15 protein-coding genes are annotated in these 16905 nt (G+C 62.5%); 4 read left to right on the forward strand and 11 right to left on the reverse strand.

Features of this window, described 5'->3' with window-relative positions; genetic code table 11:
- The first annotated feature begins 20 nt into the window (after positions 1-20).
- Together PXH66_RS20280 and PXH66_RS20285 are read left to right on the forward strand one after the other, a co-directional pair.
- Positions 21-338, forward strand: a complete 318-nt coding sequence (locus tag PXH66_RS20280) for an ElaB/YgaM/YqjD family protein (RefSeq protein WP_330929976.1) — start codon at positions 21-23, stop codon at positions 336-338.
- 13 nt (positions 339-351) lie between these two features.
- On the forward strand, positions 352-795 hold the full coding sequence (locus tag PXH66_RS20285) for a phage holin family protein (RefSeq protein ID WP_330929977.1): 444 nt from the start codon (positions 352-354) through the stop codon (positions 793-795).
- Positions 796-1666: 871 nt separating this feature from the next.
- Here the strand turns inward: PXH66_RS20285 and PXH66_RS20290 are convergent.
- From PXH66_RS20290 to PXH66_RS20340, 11 genes are all read right to left on the reverse strand, one after another.
- Positions 1667-3979, reverse strand: a complete 2313-nt coding sequence (locus PXH66_RS20290; protein WP_330929979.1) for a hypothetical protein — start codon at positions 3977-3979, stop codon at positions 1667-1669.
- Between the two features lie 123 nt (positions 3980-4102).
- Positions 4103-4552 (reverse strand): sll1863 family stress response protein, encoded by a 450-nt coding sequence (locus tag PXH66_RS20295; RefSeq protein WP_330929980.1) that lies wholly within the window; start codon positions 4550-4552, stop codon positions 4103-4105.
- A 50-nt stretch (positions 4553-4602) separates the two neighbouring features.
- Positions 4603-4779 carry a DUF1328 domain-containing protein gene (locus tag PXH66_RS20300; RefSeq protein WP_330929981.1) on the reverse strand — a complete coding sequence of 59 codons (177 nt, stop codon included), beginning with the start codon at positions 4777-4779 and terminating at the stop codon, positions 4603-4605.
- Positions 4780-5170: 391 nt separating this feature from the next.
- A complete protein-coding gene (locus PXH66_RS20305; RefSeq protein ID WP_330929982.1) occupies positions 5171-6298 on the reverse strand; it encodes a hybrid sensor histidine kinase/response regulator in 1128 nt (375 codons plus the stop codon).
- A complete protein-coding gene (locus tag PXH66_RS20310) occupies positions 6295-8460 on the reverse strand; it encodes an ATP-binding protein (RefSeq protein ID WP_330929983.1) in 2166 nt (721 codons plus the stop codon). The genes PXH66_RS20305 and PXH66_RS20310 overlap by 4 nt, the downstream gene beginning before the upstream one ends.
- A 249-nt stretch (positions 8461-8709) precedes the next feature.
- Complete coding sequence (locus PXH66_RS20315) at positions 8710-11139, reverse strand: endonuclease/exonuclease/phosphatase family protein (protein ID WP_330929984.1); 2430 nt, start codon at positions 11137-11139, stop codon at positions 8710-8712.
- Positions 11140-11154: 15 nt separating this feature from the next.
- Positions 11155-12465 carry a glycosyltransferase gene (locus PXH66_RS20320; protein WP_330929985.1) on the reverse strand — a complete coding sequence of 437 codons (1311 nt, stop codon included), beginning with the start codon at positions 12463-12465 and terminating at the stop codon, positions 11155-11157.
- Entirely contained in the window at positions 12462-13097 is a 636-nt protein-coding gene (locus PXH66_RS20325; RefSeq protein ID WP_330929986.1) for a DedA family protein, read from the reverse strand. Before PXH66_RS20325 ends, PXH66_RS20320 begins: the two co-directional genes overlap by 4 nt.
- Before the next feature lie 34 nt (positions 13098-13131).
- Entirely contained in the window at positions 13132-13815 is a 684-nt protein-coding gene (locus PXH66_RS20330) for an RNA polymerase sigma factor (protein ID WP_330929987.1), read from the reverse strand.
- 285 nt (positions 13816-14100) lie between these two features.
- Positions 14101-14670: a lipid-binding SYLF domain-containing protein gene (locus PXH66_RS20335; protein ID WP_330929988.1), complete on the reverse strand. Its 570-nt coding sequence runs from the start codon at positions 14668-14670 to the stop codon at positions 14101-14103.
- Positions 14671-14725: 55 nt separating this feature from the next.
- Entirely contained in the window at positions 14726-15190 is a 465-nt protein-coding gene (locus PXH66_RS20340; protein ID WP_330929989.1) for a hypothetical protein, read from the reverse strand.
- Positions 15191-15701: 511 nt separating this feature from the next.
- Between PXH66_RS20340 and PXH66_RS20345 the strand changes: the two genes are divergently transcribed.
- Complete coding sequence (locus tag PXH66_RS20345) at positions 15702-16163, forward strand: PA2169 family four-helix-bundle protein (protein ID WP_330929990.1); 462 nt, start codon at positions 15702-15704, stop codon at positions 16161-16163.
- Between the two features lie 242 nt (positions 16164-16405).
- Positions 16406-16867: a PA2169 family four-helix-bundle protein gene (locus PXH66_RS20350; RefSeq protein WP_330929991.1), complete on the forward strand. Its 462-nt coding sequence runs from the start codon at positions 16406-16408 to the stop codon at positions 16865-16867.
- The last annotated feature ends 38 nt before the right edge of the window (positions 16868-16905 follow it).

Genomic DNA, 16905 nt, shown 5'->3' on the forward strand with positions numbered 1-16905 from the left:
ACCCAAGTATCCAAAATATTATGACTACCAAAGCTGATCCCAAATTGAAATCCACCGCCGACGAGCTCAAGGCCCTGGTGCGCGACGCGGAAGCGTTGCTCGCCGAAGGCGGTGACGAAGCCAACGACAAGATTTCCGAACTCCGTGGCCGCCTGCGCACTGCGGTCAAGGACGGCCGCAAGACCGTCGATGAGACCGTTGATCGCGTGAAGGTCGCCGCGAAGGAGCAAGCCGAGCATGCCGACCAGTATGTGCGCTCGCACCCTTACCACGCCGCGGGAATCGCCGCCGGTGTCGGTGCCTTGGTCGCGCTGTTGGTCTCGCGTCGGATCGCCTGAACCGGAAACCGTCATGGTTTCACCGCAACACGATTCCGAGTCTGATACGGCGGCCCCGTCGCCTGATGACGACGAGCGTCTTTCCAGCGTCCGCATCGCCATGCGGGCGCTGGATCATCGTGCCCGGCTCGCGGCCCTGGAGTTCAGGGAAGCCCGCTCGGAGCTGATGCGTTTCAGCGTGTTGGCCATCGTGGCGATTGGCGCCTTGCAACTCGCCGCGATGATGGGTCTGGCTGCATTGATGGCCGCGACCTGGGACACCGAATGGCGGGTCTGGGCGCCGATCATGGCCGCAGTCGGATTGGCCGGCGGTGGCGTCGTCACCATTTTAGTCATACGTTGGCGCGCCGGGCAGTGGATGCCGTTCGGCGACGTGCTCGGGCAGGTTTCGCGTGATGCGCAAAGCTTGCATGCTCTGTTCAACCCCCCGCCTCCAAAGGAGGATTCCGATGGATAGAAACATTGAGAAAAAGCTCCTCGTGATCGCCTGCACCTGTGACCGACTGGAGTGGGAACAGAAATGGCGCCCGCGGCTCTCCCCGAGCCATGGTCACGCATGGTGGCGGCAGGTTGGCACCTGGGCGGGATGGGCCTCAAGTTTGATGGTGCCGTTTTTACCGCGGTGGGCTCGTCTGGGCGCGCGCTTGATGCGCATCATCTCGAAACGTTGATGACGGCGCCGGGCGATGCGCGACGTGCGTGCACCCCATTCACCTTAACGACAAAGGCGACCACGTGACGCGTGGTCGCCTTTTTTGGGTTCATGCCGATCGACCGCATGCGGCGCGGGGAGCGGACCACCCGGATCAAAGTTTGGTGGGGGCGGATCTGCGGAAGGCTGTGCGGGCACGGCGATGGTCGAAACGGTGGAAACAGGGCAGCGTTGGGCGGGCGCGAAAAACCCGTTCTTCGGACTGGAATGTAGTGCGGAAGCGCGAAGCGTCATCGCGAGGAATGCGGGGAGGTGGGCGGGCAAGACGGAGCCGAGGAAGCAGCGCCTTGCGGCACTGCCTCTCGGCCACGTTGTCATAGGTTGGCTGTGCGCGTTTCGTTTCCCGTCCACGCTGAAACCACGTGGAGCCAACCCCCTGGTAGAAGTAACACTGGATTATTCGTGGAGTCAGCGTCGGAACGAGCAACGATCCTGTAAGTTGTCGTAGCGCTGGGTAGGGTGTTCGCTTGCGAATACCGCAGCGTGATGGATGCGGTCGTCGCAAGCAACGACCTACACCTATCCGAACTCTTAGGCGTTACACACTACTGGCGAACGGAATACGCGTCGCGGTATGCCACCGCAGTTGGAGCGAGCGGACTCGTGCGCCCGGCGATTATTCGCACTGGGTGAATCGATCGATGAGGCAACCCTCGGCTTGCACGGGTTCGAGCACGATGTCGTAGGACGCGGCGTCGGTGTCGACCGGTTGGAAGCCCGGGATTCGGATCTCCAGGTGCGGAGCGTATCCGTGCCAATGGGCCTCGATACGCAGCACCCACCTGTCGTCATGCGAGCGGCGCTCAACATGCACGGTGATCGGTCCCCAACTGGTCGCCGTGGGCCCGTAGTGGATGGTATTGCACTCCGGATCGTTAAACCAATGTTCGGGCAAACCCGCACCGATGACGAGGTGGTTGGCTTCTTCGCGCACGAAGAGGGCGCGGATCATCAAAATCCACTCGGCGGCGGCCCAGGCGTGTTGCCCGTCGCCCATGCAACCTCCGCCGGTGCGGGGGTGAATGGCTTCGGGCCATTGACCCGTAGGGGACGCCGCCGTGGCGACGGCGTCCATCAGATCAAGATAGCGGGAGTCGCCGGCGCGCAGTAAAGTCTGCGCCAGATCCAGCGTGAGGTAGGCGTTGATGCCGGAGTGGATCATGTCCTGGAAGAACCCACCTTCATGCAGGCAGTGCTGCGCCAGCCAGTCGGCGGTCTTTTGAAAGCGTTCGGGCCCGAGTTCGTCCAGTTGCAGGGGATAGTCGGCGACCATCGACCCGATGGCACCCGAGTCCATGCGCCGATAGGGCGAGGCGGGCACGCCTTGCGCGGTGACCGAGGCGGGCAAGGCCTTGAGGCTCTCGCGGATGGCGTGCGAAAACTGGTTGGCCTCGCGGTGCCAGCGTTGGCTGTCCTCGTTTTCACCGCGACGTTGAGCCATGCGGGCGGCGGCCCGCAGGCCGGCGAGTCCCCAAAAATCGTCCCAGTAGTAAAAGTCGTTGGGGCCGAGGTGTTCCGCGCTGAAGCCCGGCGGCAGTAAGCCGTCGTGTCGGGCTCCGATTTCCTGGACCCGTTTTTGCGTGATCCATTGGGCCCCTTTGGAGAGCGCCTTCCACAACGAAGTGGAGAGCAGTTTTCCGTCGGCGCGCTCGATTTTGTCGGCGATCCACAAAATCTGGCCGTTGGCATCCCACTCGCCTTCCTGGGAGTGGAAATACCCGTCGCGTTTTTGGCGTTCGGGGAACGCGGCCAGCAGCTCGCGAGCGAGCTTGAACTGGTTGGCGGCGACGAGGGCATTGAGAATCAGGCAGGCATCGCGAAACCAAAACCGTCGATAGGTGTAGGGCCCCGGGTAGATGTCGTGCGGTGAGAGCAGCAGCAACGTGCGGGTGGCGGCATCGTGCAGAAACTGCCAGTGCGAATCCGGAGCGGTGAAGGTGGGCGTGCCTGCGAGTGCATCCGGCCAGGAGCGGGTCGTGACCGTGGTCTGGCGGGAATCCGGTCCGCGGGCCGGCACCGGCATGCTGGCGGTGACCGTTTGCTTTGCGCCGCGCGCGGCGACTTCAAACAAGGCTGCACCCGTGGCGAGTCCGGCCCGGCAGGTTACTTCCGCGGCAGGGGGCGTGGACCGATCATGCAGATGATGGGCGATGTCGCCGTGGGCATAGGTCGAGGCCGCCCAGTGGGTGGGCGAGCGATCGAAGCGGATCGGGCCGTCTTTGTTGACGTGGATCTCACCGTCGGTGAATCCCAGCGAATCGATGAAACTCACGCCCTCGGGATTGGCCGGGCGCACGGCGAGGGCCAATACTCCGGGCACATCGGATTCGATGGACGCCTGCAGTTGCAGCGTCGGTTGATCGGAGGCTGTGGCGGCGGCCGTCACCCACGCAGACGTGACGAGTCGCAGATGATCAGTTCGCAGCGAAGTGACCACGCGCAAACCGTCCTCCAGTTCGAGCCGTTGTTCGGCATTGATGCACTGGGAGGGAAGTGTGGGGGCGGATCCATCCGCGGGCGCGAACCACCAATCGAGCGACCATGCATCGAGCAGCGGCGTGATCATGCCGCGAGGATCGACGATGGGATACACCTCCATGCCGGGCAAGCCGAGCGCAGTCCAGTTGCGGTGGGTGAGATTGACGTGGGTGATCGAAAAGGCGCGGGGCAGAAAGGAAGCGTCGGACGGGTCGAACTGACGCGTAGCCCAATACGGCCAGACCCAGTCGAGATTGTTTTGCAGCACCTTGGTGTTGACTAGGCCGCGGGCATGAAACGCCGCGCCGGCCCGAATCAGTTCGATCGGTTCCTGCACCTCGGAGGGTTGGGAAAATTGACGCAGCCGGGCCATGACCGTGAACGGGTCCAAAAACCCTTGGCGGCGAGCGATGCGGCTGACGAGGTAACGCCAGGGAAGCCAAGATTTCATAGCAGTAAAATGGGTCGCAGATAGTTGGATACAAACAAGCCGGGCGAGGCGTCGAAGCCTCGACCGGTCTTGGTGTGATGGAGAGCTGGGTGGCGGGGCGGTCGCACCGCCCTTCGGCCGACGTTAGCTCATCACGTCGTGATAGGCGGCTTCGACGTTGTTCCAGGCATCGGCCACGCGATCCTTGGCGTCTTCCCAGGTGTCGGCGGTGGCATCGCCGAGATCGTCGAGCGAGTCGGCCAGTTCCGCCCGGGCGTTACGGAGCTTGTCCATCGCCTCGTCGGAGGCGTCGGCGGTTTTGTCTCCGAGAGCTTCGGCTTTTTCTTCCAACTTGGCCGCCATGTCGCTTACGCCGTCCTTGAAGGACTCGCGTTCGTCATAGGTGGCGTCGGAGAGATCGGCCCAGGCGGATTGAGTGGCTGCCTTGGTGTCCTGCCAAGTTTCCTTGGTCGCTTCCTTGGCGTCAGCCAGCGCGTCTTTGGTATTTTCCTGTTGGCGCTCTGAACACGCTCCGAGCGTGAAAGCGAGTGCGCCGATGAGGAGAGGTTTGGTGAATTTGGAATACGTTTTCATGAGATGAAAGGTGTCAGGGGGTCGAAGATTCGAACGGGTTCAGGTCGCGATCAGACCGGTGGATTTTTGCCTTTGGCGGCTCCGACCAGGGCCGAGACGATCAACAGAATGAGGAAGACGAAGAACAGCACCTTGGCGATGCCGGCGGCCGCTCCGGCGATGCCGGTGAAGCCAAGAACGCCCGCGATGAGGGCGATGATGAGAAAGGTGAGGGACCAACTTAACATGATATTTATCTCCAGTTTTGAGTTATGGGTTGAGTGACGCTTCCCCTTATAACTCGAACCATGCCAACTTGATTGAGGAATATCATAAGTAACTAAATAGCAGTTCTATAAGAAATAATACCCGTTTGGGTAAATTCCTGAATCGGGCATAATGCTCTGCTCAATTTTTAGCCAAATTGCACATTGCAACGCGGTGAAGTGGCGCGTGTGGCCCGTCTGGTCCGGGGGTTTAGGGTGGGTTTTGGAAATCAGCCCGAAGGGGGGAATGGGCAATGAGGCTGGCGCGGCGTTGTCCGCGACGGCATGGCCCGCTGGGTCACCTCCGTCGTGGCCGCCTGGCGTGAGCCCCAGGTCGCGCTCACGCTGGTGCCTTCTATTTCCTAATCACACCCTAGGCCGCAGACTCGGGCAGCTCGACCCAGAAGGTCGCGCCCCCGCCGGTGGTATCCTCACAGCTGATACGGCCGGACATTTTAAGCACCAGATCGTGAGCAATGCTCAGGCCCAGTCCGGTGCTGCTTTCGCCTCCGGTGGGTTTGGCACTCAGGCGATGATAGGGCTTAAATAAGTCCCGCCGATCGGCCTCGCTGCAACCGGGGCCGTGATCGACGACCTTGATCCGTATGCAGCCGGGTGATCCGGGGGCGCCGCACTCGATGCTCACTGTTTTGCCGCGGGGCGAGAACTTGATGGCATTGGAAACGAGATTGTCGAAAATCTGGGCGGTGGCGTGGTAGTCGCCCTGGATGTTCAATTCCGTATCGAGGGGCAAATCCAGATCCAGGGTAATGTCCTTGGCGTGGGCAATGGGTCGGTTCTGTTGGGCGACCGATTGCAGGAGGTTGCGTAGGTTGATCGGACTCAAGCTCAGCTGGGCGATCGCGGCCTCGCGGGCGTTGCGGCTAAGGCGATCCTCAATCAACGACAGCAGTTCATTGCATGAATCGACGATGACATTGGCCATCTCGAGCTTGGGGTCGCCGACCAAGCCATCGCGCAAAACGTTGCCGGCAATCTGGATGGAAGTGAGGGGGTTTTTAAGGTCATGGGCCACGGCGGCCATGAGGTCATTCTTTTCCGTGATGACCTGTCGGTTGCGGTCACGCGCGTGTTTGAGGGCGACGTGGGTGGAGACGCGGGCCAACAGTTCGGCGGCGTGAAAAGGTTTGGTCACGTAGTCGACCGCGCCCTCGGTGAAGCCTTTGACCGCGGTCTCGGCGTCGTGGGTCGCGGTGACAAAAATCACCGGAATGCTCTGCGTGAGCGGGTTGAGTTGGAGACGTTGGCAGACCTCGATGCCGCTCATACCGGGCATCATGATGTCGAGCAGGATCAGATCAGGTTGCGCGGCTTCGGCCCGTTCCAAGGCGGTTTTGCCGTTGGTGGCGAAGAGCACTTCATAGCGCTGCTGCGTGAGGAGTTCACCCACGACCTGCAGGTTGCGTTCGACGTCGTCCACTACGAGGACCACACCATCGCGACCGCTGGCGGACAAGAGGGGCGGAGTCGTATTGCTCATTTTGCTGAGGCCATTTGTTCGCTGAGACCGGAAACCAATTGGGGGAAGTGTTGGAGGGTGGATTCCATGGCGGAAACTTGGAAGCGTTCGACTTGTTCGGTGAGTTTTTGGCCGTAGGCCATCACGGCGGGGCAGGCGGCCGCTTCTCCGCGGTTAATGAGATCGTGCGCAAACGCGGCGGTTTCGCGAGCACCCATCGATTTACTCAGGGCGCGCCACCGGCCTTCTTCCAACGCCTGCAAATAAGCGAGCAGGGCCGGCCATTCCGGTCCCGGGGCGGGAGGCGGTTCGGTCAACTCCGGGGTGGGTTCGGGCGCGGCTGCGGCCTGCTGCTCATCGGGCGGCAGCAGCCGTGACATTTCCTTGAAGAGGTGGGCGCTGGTGAACGGCTTGCGAATGTAGCCATCGAAGTGGGCCCGCAGTTCCTCTTCTTCGTCCAACATCGACGAGGCGGTGACGCTGACGACCGGCACGTCCTGCAGGTCGGGGTCCTGGCGTAGCTTTGACAGGGCCTCCCGTCCGTCCATCACCGGCATGCGAATATCGAGCAAAATGAGATCCGGATCGTGGATATGGGCTTGGTTCAGGGCTTCCTCGCCATTGGCGGCGTGGACCACGCGGTGGCGGGAGTTTTCGAGGAACCCGGCGACGAGGTCCCGGTTCAAGGTCACATCGTCGGCGACCAGAATGACGCTCGGTTTGAGTTGGTCGAAATTCTCCGCGCTGGAATCACTCGATTCCATGGCGGGAGCGGCGGCGGAGATGGCCACTTGGGGAAAGGCAAAGCGGAAGGTGGTGCCCTGGCCTTCGATGCTCTCGAGTTCCACCTGACCGTTGAGGAGAGTGGTCAGTCGCTTGGTGATACTCAGACCCAGGCCGGTGCCGCCGTGGCCGCGGGCGGGCCCGTCATCGACCTGCCGAAACGGTTCGAAGATGGCGGTCTGGTGCTCTGGCGAGATGCCGATGCCGGTGTCGGCCACGGTGAGAAATAGCGTGACCTTGGTCTCGTCACTGGTGCACAGGCGACACGATGCATGGACGGTGATCTGCCCTTGTTCGGTGAACTTGAGGGCATTGCCGACAATGTTGAACAGGATCTGACGCAGGCGGGTTTGGTCGAACAGCAGGGAAGGGGGCAGGCTCGGATCGACCGTGATGACGATCTTCAGCCCGCGCGCTTCGGCCTGCGGACAGAACACCTGTCTGATTTCATCCAGCAGGCGTTCGACGGAGATCGGCCGGTAGTTCAGCTCCAGTTTGCCGGCTTCGATTTTGGACAGATCGAGAATGTCGTTGATGAGCGAAAGCATCGCGCGGCCGCTGCTGTTGATCGCATCGACGTAGTGGCGCTGCTTCGGTGTGGTCACCGCCCCGGAGAGTAATTCGGCGAATCCGAGCACGGCGTTCATCGGCGTGCGAATCTCGTGGCTCATGTTGGCGAGGAATTCGCTCTTTTCGCGGTCGGCGGATTCGGCGGATTCCTTTTCTCGCAGCAGTTCGGCCTCGCGTTCCAGGGATCGCAGCGAGCGGCGGAGGAGAAAAAAGGCCTGGCCACCGAGGATGAGGGCGAGTCCGCCCGAGCTTAGCACGGTGAGGGTCGCGACCTGGAGCTCGGTTTTCATCTCGCTGCTGCGCTGGGCCAGGAGCGTTTGCTCCGCGGCGGTCATGGCCGAATGAATCTCGCGGATGCGGGCCATCACGCGCAGTTCGGATTCGTCGCCCAGCATCTCGCGCAGATCGCGGATGGAGCCCCGTCGCATGAACTGGGCGGTGCCCCGCAACTCCGTGAGGCGCTCGTAGATCGCGTCCCGCAAATTGCGCGCTCGTCTGGATTGCAGCGGGTTTTCGGCCACCAGGATAATCAAGTCCTCCAACGCCTCGTCGAGTTCCTCGGCATACTGTTCGGCGGCTTTTTCGTAGCCCTCGCTGCTGGTGATCAGGAAACCGCGTTGTTCGCTCTCGGCGTTACGCAGCAACGCCACCGCGCGGTCGATCTGGGCGAGAACCGCATGGGAGTGATTCACTCGTTGCATGCGCATGGCGGTGCTCCTCGAGGTGTAGAGGCCGACCGCCAGGGCCACCAGCAATAGAATACCGGCGGCAAACACGATTCCGCGATGCCACGTTGCGATAGATTGGGTGAGTCGCCGCAGCGCAGTCATCGTTCGGCTTACCTTGTTATCCCCTACATCCAGGTCCATCCAAATGTCCTAGGGGATTATATTTAAGTGATTCGTGCGTAAAAAGATAGCATTGCAGTATGCCCGAATCGGCAGATTCACCCAAGTGGTTCAGGTTAAATATCATAGCATACCTCTAAAATTAAACCACCCCGCCGCAGGAACGACGGAGTGGGTTTCACGAAATGGGAAAACATGGAGGGAGGAGGGACGGGTTGGACCGGGCATGACCTAGGCGTGCTGAGCCATGGCGGGTGATGTGTTCTCTGCGGGGGCGGAAGCGGCCGCGGAGTCGGTCGGAAGTGCGAGGGTGGCGATCAAAGGCAGGTGATCCGAACTCAGGCGGGGGAGTTCGCCCTGCCCGACATCCACGTCCTCGATGTTGAAGTGGGGCGAGACAAAGATGTGGTCGAGGCACCGCACCGGCAGAAACGACGGGAAGGTCGCCTGGCTGACGTGATCGGGACAGTGCGCCTGCACGTCATGCAGCCGCGAGGCGAGCCGACGGTAGGGAATCGAGCCGGGGCTGGTGTTGAGATCGCCGCAAAACAAAACCGGTTCGTCCTCCGCCGTGGCCCCGAGCCATTCGTCCCCCAGCAGGGTGTCAACCTGTTGCAGGCGCTCGGTGCGCGTGAGTCCCAGGTGAGTGGATACGACGGTGACGGGACGGCCGTGCCAATCAAGTCGGGCCATCAAAGCCGCGCGTGGCTCCAGGCGGCCCCAACCAGGCAGCTCGCCGTAACGTGACTCGATGATGGGAAAGCGCGTGAGCAGCCCGTGGCCGTAGTGCCCCTGCGGACCGGAGACGGCCGGACAGAAGGTGGCGTGAAAGCCCAATTGATCCGCGATGACTTGGAGTTGGTCCTCTTCCCGGGAACGGGCGCGACCGCAATCGAGTTCCTGCAATGCGATGACATCGGCGTCACAATCAGCGAGCACGCGGGCGATGCGATGGGGCGAACAGCGACCGTCGAGACCGAGACAGGCGTGGGCGTTGTAGCTGACGACCCGCAAACGTTCCGCGGACGAAGTCGCAGGAGGTGATGCCGTGACGGCATCGTGGCGGCCGAGATGAGTCAGGGCGAGACGCCGCAGGTCCGCCGGTCGGAACGGCGCGGGCCCCGTCGGGAGTCGGACATGTCCGGGCAGCAGGAGAAACGGATGGGTTTCTTGGGGGGAGCAGCCGGCATGGGACCCGTTTTCGTCGGCAAAGGTGTAGGACGTGCCGTCACAATCCCAGCCCAGCGCGATCAAGTCGCCCGCGTGCTCATTGTGGGCGAGGCGGGTGAGATCCTCCGCGATGGTGGCGCGACGGGATTCCGCGTGGGGCAACTGGTCCGTGTGATCGGGCAGCACGAACTCGCCGGTCGAGGTGATCCAGTCCACCTTGCCGTCGTCTCGTCGGAGCAGCACGCCCGGCACGCCGTCGGCGATGAGATTGGTCGCCAAATGGCGGATACGTTCGGGCGGCAGCGGTTCGGCCAGGTAGATGTTTCCGACCGGTCCCATGGCGGCGAGAGCAAAGGGTTCGTCGCCGAAGGCGGAAGTCACCTTGTCGTCCGGACCTTCGGCGCGATCACGCCAGCGCGGGGCGTGGGAGGAAGACCAGGACGGGGCGGCGGCGGATTTCTGGGGCGAGGAGGAGCCCGTGGCGTGGGGCATATGGCGACCCACCACGCCTTCCAGCCCGCCGTCGACCACGCGGCCGAAGGGGGTGGCGCGAATCTGACCGTGATCGGAAAAGATCCAAACCTCGTAGTCGCGCCGACGCGAACGACGGGCGGAGCGGTGCAGGATGCCAATGGCGCGGTCGATGCCTTTGAGCGTCCAGTGGGCGAACAACGAGGACGGGCCCCGGCGATGGGACTGTTCATCGTAGCCGAGAAAGTTGACGTGGATGATCGGCAGGCCGCGAGCGAGGTCGATTTTGGTGCCCAAGGTGATCAACTCCCGCAGTCCGACGCAGACGAGCACCCGGGCGAAAACGAAGATGATTTCGCGCATCCACGACTGGCGTCGAGCGACGATGCCACGCCCGGCGTCGACCAGCGCCAGCACGAGCTCCACCGGCAGCAAAGCCAGCAGACGCAGGATCGATCCGACGTGCAGCAGGGCGAACAGCAGCAGCTTCCGCCATTGCGTGCTGCGCAAGGTGTCGCCGATGCCGATGCTGGCACCGCAGAAGTGACTCTCCTTTTGGTCGGCACCGCCGGTGTAGACGTTGGACCATGAACTGCCGCCTTTGAGCAACCCCTCGGCCTGCTCGGCGAGGTCGGCTTCGATGCGTTTGGCCGCACTCGGCTGCATCATCATGTCGATGCGACCGGAGCGCCGATCCAGAAAACTGAACGTGGGCACGGCGGTGCGCACGCCGTAGTGCAATTCCCCCTGCACCGCCGGGGTGCTGGCGGGCAGACCCGAATAGAAGTCGTGCACGCGATAACCTTGCTTGCGCAACAGCCGACGCAGCCAGGGCAGGCGTTGGTGATTGAGGGCGCGCTCCAGCTCCTGCCGGGAAAGGCCGTCGATTTGAATCATCAACAAACCGGGCGCATGATCGGAGCCGGTATCGGCTTCGAGATTGAACCAGCGGACAAACCATTCGGAACGGCTGAGGCGCCGCCGCCAATGGCGGAAGCGGGCGTGGAGACGAAAGAGCATGGCGGCGGTTTCCGGTTAGCTGGTCGCGGCGGAGGACGGCGCGCCGAGAAAGGAGTGGCTGAGGGCGCCGGCGGCGGCGCCGACCTTGTCGGCCACGAGTTGAGTTTCGATGCTGATGCGGTCGACCAACCGCGCCCACCGATCGGCGAATGAGTCGGATGGCGCGTGATCATGCGCCGCGATCATTTCTTCATAGAAGGCGAGGGCGTCGCGGGCACTGACCTTGCGGTCGAACGCGGCGGCGTCCTGCCGGGCCTGGGCGGTCCAGCGCTGGCGGGCGTCGTGATTGCGCACGAGTTGACTCAACGCGCGGGCGCAGGCTTCCGGCGTGGCGTCGCCGTGGAGCAAGCGACCGTTGGCGTTGTCGCGCACCACCTCGCGCACGCCGGGGGCGTCCAGCGCGATCACCGGGTTGGAGGCGGCCATGGCTTCGGCGAGCACCATGCCCTGCGTCTCACTGTGCGAGGCAAACGCAAACCCGTCCATGGCGGCGTAGGCATCGTGCAGGGCGCGTCCGGTGCGTTGACCGAGAAAATGCACGCGGTGCAGCACGCGGGCATCGCCGAAGATGCGATCCATTTCCGCGCGGGACGGGCCATCGCCCACGATCATGGCATGGGCGTTTTCATGGCGGCGCAGACAACGGGCGAGCGCGTCGGCGAGGAAGGGTAAATTTTTCTCCGGCGCGAGTCGTCCGACATGGCCGATAACGACATCGTCGTCGCGGAGATTAAAGTGACGGCGCCACCGATCGCGGCGACCGGACTCGAACATTTTTGTATCGATGCCGGTCGGGATAACGCGGATCGGCCGTTCGACGCCGCGCGCGGTGATCAGCTCCGCGATGCTTTCACTCGGTGCGATCACGCCGCTGCAGCAGTTGGCGAAGCGGGTGGAAAGATCGGAGACGAAGTTCTTCAGCGCCGGCGAATCGAGCGGGACGTAGTGCGTGTATTGTTCGTAAAGGGTGTGATGGGTGAAGACGACGGGCACGCCCCGTTCGGCACCGACCCGCAGCGCGGTGTCGCCGAGTAAAAAGGGATGATGAGCGTGGATGATGTCGGCTTTGAATTTGCCCAAACGATCGCTCAGGGCGGCGCCGAGCGGCAGTCGCACGGAGAAGTCGCTGCCGTTGAAATTCTGCAGGGCGGGCACGCGCTCGACCGAGCGCTCGATGCGACGGGGGGCGGAGCCCTCGGCAAATTCCGGCGCGACCACGAGCGTGCGGTGACGCATCCGGCGGTAGTCTTCGAGAAACGTCTGGGTCGAGCGGGCGACGCCGCCGACGTGAGGCAGAAACGTGTTGGTGAAGAAGCAGATTTTCATGATAGCGCGGAAATAGGAGAGGGCTTGCGGTGGAGGCGGCGCCAGCGGTGGAGCAGGTGCCAGACGATGCCGCCGACCAGCAGTGACGCGGAGGCGATGAGCGTGTAGCCCAAGTAGCGCTCGGCGTGGCGGTAGTTTTCCCCGAGTTGGAAACCGAAGGTCGCGAGCAAGGTGTTCCAGATCGCGGCGCCCACGAATGAACCGGCGAGGAAACGACCGGCACTCATGCCGGCGGCGCCGGCGGGCAGGGAAATCAATGTGCAGACGCCGGGTAGCGGACGCGCCATGGCGATGGCCAGCGCGCCCCGGCGCTTGGCAATCCAGTCGAAACCACGGTCGAGTTGTTCGGGTTCGAGCAGCAACCACGCGCTGTGGCGATTGAACCAGGAACGCACCCGGCGGCGCCCAATGTGCCGACCCCACAGGTAGAGGGGCAGGTTGCCGACGACCGACCCGGCGGTCCCGGCCGCCACCACTCCGATGAAGGACAGATCACCGCGCGAAGCGACGAAGCCGGCCAACAACATCACGGTTTCGGCCGGGATCGGCACGATGATGTTTTCCAGCAACATCAGGACGGCGACCCCCGAATAGGAAGCCGTGTCGATGAGCTCGTGAATCCAGTCGGTCATGCGGAGGGGGCGGGCCGGGGGTGGATCCAGGCGATCAGTTCAATTCGGCGGCGAGAAAGCCGTTGATGGACACGCCTTCGGCGAGTTCCGGCACGGTGGCGACCAACAGGTCACGCAGCTCGCGGCGAGCGCGGGCGATACGACTCTTTACGGTGCCGACCGGCACGCCGGTGATTTCGGCGATTTCCGCGTAAGGCAGGTCCTTGCCGACCCGCAGCGTGAGGGCCTCACGGTAGCGGGGCTCGATCTGATCCATGCAGTCGCGGATGGACTGCATGAACTCCTCGTTGGTCGATTGCTGGGACGGATCGGGCGACTCGCAAGCGATCGAATCCATGACCGGGCGGTCATTGGTGGGATCGGCCACGAAATCGAGCGACACGGTGTCCTGGCGACGGCGGCGGAAGAAATACCAGTAGCGATTGCGGGCGAGGTTCGTCGCGATGCGGTGCAACCAGGTGGAGAGCGAGGAATCGCCGCGGAAACGTTCGAGGCCGCGGTAAGCGCGCACGAATGTGTCCTGGGTGACCTCCTCGGCGTCGGTGCTGTCGCGGAGCATGCCGCGCACATAGCCGTGGATGCGGGTGCGGTAGGCTTCGACGATCTGGGCGAAGGCATCTTCGTCACCGCGTTGGAAGCGAGCCACCAGCGTGGCATCGTCTTGCTTGCGGCGGCGGTTGGATTTGAGAAGCGGAGTATCGAGGGCGAGTGTGTTCATAAGAAGAAGTGGGTGTGCCTACTCCTTCATCACGTTGTGTGCCGTGGTTGGCGTAATTTCGTAACCATATGGTAATAATGTAATTAAAAAACTTAACATATTCTCACACTCACGGCATCATGCGTTCTGCATGCCGGTGGTTTGCGAAAACCGGTCATTTTGCATGATCCCGGGGCGGGTTGGCGTGCAGGTGACGGGTCCCAAAAAAAGCGCCTCCGGTGGGGGAGGCGCTGGAGAGGCGACGTGGGCCGCCCTCAGAGAGGAGCAACGTGGGTGGCGCGGGCGTTAGTTGAGCGCCGCGTCGCGCCAATACTTCGTGCCCTGCAGGGTGGCTTGGAGGGCGAGGCCGTTTTTGGTGAATTGGTAAACCTCGACGTTGTTGCCGATATTGCCGACGGCGGCGGCTTGACCGCCCTTCTCGGAGGACTTGGCGGCGGCATCGGCCTGGGCGGAGAAGTCCCAGCCGTATTCGATGAAGTCATCGAGGGCTTTGCGGTCGTAGAAGACGAAGACGCCGCGGAAGTCTTTCACGCCGAGACCGAGACCCAGACCGGCCGCGCCCATTTTCATGAAGGTCTCATGGCCGGCGTCGTCGACCACGAGACCGTGGCCGCCGGCGAAGGAAGCGAAGATGATGTTCACGCCGACATTGGAAAACACGGCGTAGCCTTCGGCTTTGGCGATGCGGCCTTCGGCTTCGGGTTTGATTTCGTAGAGGTCGGCAAGGACTTCGTTGCGCATCTCGCGAACGGCGTCGCGTTCCTCTTCAATGGAAGCGGCGGAAACGGTGGCGGCAGTGGCCAACGTCGCGAGGGCGACGAGGCACGACCGGAATGAGGTGGTGTTGGTTTTCATAGCAGTGGTGAGAAAAGGATTGAGGGAAGGAAGAGTGTTCAGCGGGTTCTGAGCATTAGTTGGTCGACTCGATTTCGGTGACCCGGCCGTCGGAGAACGTGATGCGGAAACGTTCGTCGACGCGTTCGCTGTAGACCGATTCCGAAACCGGCACGTAGCTCACGCGGTAGCGGCCGAGAAGTCCCGGTTCGCGGGTGACCACGCGGTGATAGCCGACGGTGGTTTCACCTTCGTAGCGGCGATCGAAAGACGCATAGACCCAAACCGTCTCGCGGTTTCGGTCCGTCAACTTGTCGCGCTTTTCCGTGGGAGCACCGAGGGCGATGTAGACCATGTCGAAGGTGTCGCCGATGCGGATCTCGCCGTCCTTCAGGCGTTGTTTGGTTTCGGCCGGAAGAGCATCGAAGACGTAGGATTTTTCTTCCGAGCGGGACTCAAAGGAGGCGCAACCGGAGCCCAGCAACAGGGCAATCATTGCGAGTCCAGAGAATGCGGGGAGGAGGATGCGTTTGGTGTTCATAACAACTGCATCGACCGATGCGGCGCGGCGCGGTTCGACGCAGGGGTTTCCGTGACGCGTTCCGGTCCATCGCGCTCATGCGAATTGCAAAGCGAGAAGATTTCTCGCGCTGCGAAACGCCTGAAATCGTCCCTCCGCGGACAAAGTTTTTCCGGCGGGTAATCTACTTAAAGCACTGTATGACAATGGGATCAGTTAGGCTGGTGGGGTGGACGGAAACAGGCGGGGCAACATTTTCGGAAATTTTTCCAAAGCGCAGCGGTCGGCGGGGTGACTCCGGCCGTGAACCCGCCGAAGTGGATCGGCGATCGATGGACTGCAAAGTGCCGGTTCGGGGGTTCGGTGATCGGGCAAATTGTCGCGATCGGAGGGCCCTGGCGGCGAGGTCGTCTTTTGGTAAATGCTGGAGAAGAGCGACTAAGATTTCACCGACGGCAGATGGCACGCGATGGGCGCAGGCGGAGCAGCCCGGACGACTCCCGACCGGCGCGCCCAAACCCTAATTCCCCCCATGACCACCATCACGGATGATACGATTGATACACTGAATCACTTGATTGAGCTCTGCCGCGACAGCGCCGCCTGCTTTGCCACGGCGGCGAAGGAAGTGACCTATCCGGAGCTCGCGCCGGTTTTCCGCACACTGGCGCTTCAGCGGCAAGGATTCGTCGAAAAGCTCACCGCCTGTGTGCATCAATTGGGCGGAGAACCCGAAGGCCGGGGCACCTGGACGGGCACGGCGCGGCTGGGTTGGATGCAATTGCGGGAGGCGTTGGCGGTGCGCAACGCGCGGGCGCTGCTGCTCGAGTGCGAACGCACGGAGGAGCGAGTCGTCGCTGGTTATCGGGATGCGCTCGCCAAGTTGGTCGACCCGGCGTGTGTGGCGGTGGTGCGCCACCAGTCCTTCGGCGCGCACGGCGGATACGATTCGATCCGCGGGTTGCGCGAGTGTGTCGCCTATCGCGGGCTGTGACCGATTTTGCTGACCGCGCAAAATGCCCTGGGGCTTACCCGAGCGTCGGGCGATTTGCCTGCTGAACGGATTTCGGGCGCTGGTTTAAAAATCGATAATATTTTTTAAACCGATGTAAACCAATGACTAGGGTTTCGTTAGCGTGCGGCCCGGCACACCGGCTGCGATTGGCCCGGGCACGGCCCCGATCTCGATTCGGTATCGCCGACTCCCTTGAACCCTCAAACCCAAACCCAATCATCATGAATACCACCACTGAAGAAACCATCCACGTCCTCAACAACCTCATCGAAGTCTGCTGCGATGGAGCCGACGGCTTCGGCCACGCGGCGGAAGAGGTCGAACTGCCGGAACTGCAGGCCGTCTTTCGTCGCCTGAGCGAGCAGTGTCGCGATTTCGCGGCGGCTTTGCGCACCAGCGTGAACCAGCTCGGCGAGAAGGCCGAGGATTCCGGCTCGATCGCCGCCAAGGCCCACCGTGGCTGGATGAAGCTGCGCGAGGTGGTGACGACCAAGGATAACCACGCGATTCTCGCCGAGTGCGAGCGCGGCGAAGACCACGCGGTGGCGGCCTACCGGGACGCCCTCTCGGCCACGCTCGATCCGACCGCGGCCGCTCTCGTGCAGCGTCAGTATGCCGAGGTGCAGCAGAGCCACGACAAGGTGCGCGACCTGCGTGATTCCGAGGTCTACCAAAACGTCTGATCTCGTCGTGGATCGATCCGGCCCCGCGGGGACGGGGC

This window comes from Synoicihabitans lomoniglobus (genome assembly GCF_029023725.1).
Lineage (GTDB): Bacteria > Verrucomicrobiota > Verrucomicrobiia > Opitutales > Opitutaceae > Actomonas > Actomonas lomonigloba.

Bases quoted from the DNA above. Each gene is read 5' to 3' on its own strand.
- PXH66_RS20280 (WP_330929976.1), top strand. From the start codon at position 21: ATGACTACCAAAGCTGATCCCAAATTGAAATCCACCGCCGACGAGCTC.
- PXH66_RS20285 (WP_330929977.1), top strand. From the start codon at position 352: ATGGTTTCACCGCAACACGATTCCGAGTCTGATACGGCGGCCCCGTCG.
- PXH66_RS20290 (WP_330929979.1), bottom strand. From the start codon at position 3,979: ATGAAATCTTGGCTTCCCTGGCGTTACCTCGTCAGCCGCATCGCTCGC.
- PXH66_RS20295 (WP_330929980.1), bottom strand. From the start codon at position 4,552: ATGAAAACGTATTCCAAATTCACCAAACCTCTCCTCATCGGCGCACTC.
- PXH66_RS20300 (WP_330929981.1), bottom strand. From the start codon at position 4,779: ATGTTAAGTTGGTCCCTCACCTTTCTCATCATCGCCCTCATCGCGGGC.
- PXH66_RS20305 (WP_330929982.1), bottom strand. From the start codon at position 6,298: ATGAGCAATACGACTCCGCCCCTCTTGTCCGCCAGCGGTCGCGATGGT.
- PXH66_RS20310 (WP_330929983.1), bottom strand. From the start codon at position 8,460: ATGACTGCGCTGCGGCGACTCACCCAATCTATCGCAACGTGGCATCGC.
- PXH66_RS20315 (WP_330929984.1), bottom strand. From the start codon at position 11,139: ATGCTCTTTCGTCTCCACGCCCGCTTCCGCCATTGGCGGCGGCGCCTC.
- PXH66_RS20320 (WP_330929985.1), bottom strand. From the start codon at position 12,465: ATGAAAATCTGCTTCTTCACCAACACGTTTCTGCCTCACGTCGGCGGC.
- PXH66_RS20325 (WP_330929986.1), bottom strand. From the start codon at position 13,097: ATGACCGACTGGATTCACGAGCTCATCGACACGGCTTCCTATTCGGGG.
- PXH66_RS20330 (WP_330929987.1), bottom strand. From the start codon at position 13,815: ATGAACACACTCGCCCTCGATACTCCGCTTCTCAAATCCAACCGCCGC.
- PXH66_RS20335 (WP_330929988.1), bottom strand. From the start codon at position 14,670: ATGAAAACCAACACCACCTCATTCCGGTCGTGCCTCGTCGCCCTCGCG.
- PXH66_RS20340 (WP_330929989.1), bottom strand. From the start codon at position 15,190: ATGAACACCAAACGCATCCTCCTCCCCGCATTCTCTGGACTCGCAATG.
- PXH66_RS20345 (WP_330929990.1), top strand. From the start codon at position 15,702: ATGACCACCATCACGGATGATACGATTGATACACTGAATCACTTGATT.
- PXH66_RS20350 (WP_330929991.1), top strand. From the start codon at position 16,406: ATGAATACCACCACTGAAGAAACCATCCACGTCCTCAACAACCTCATC.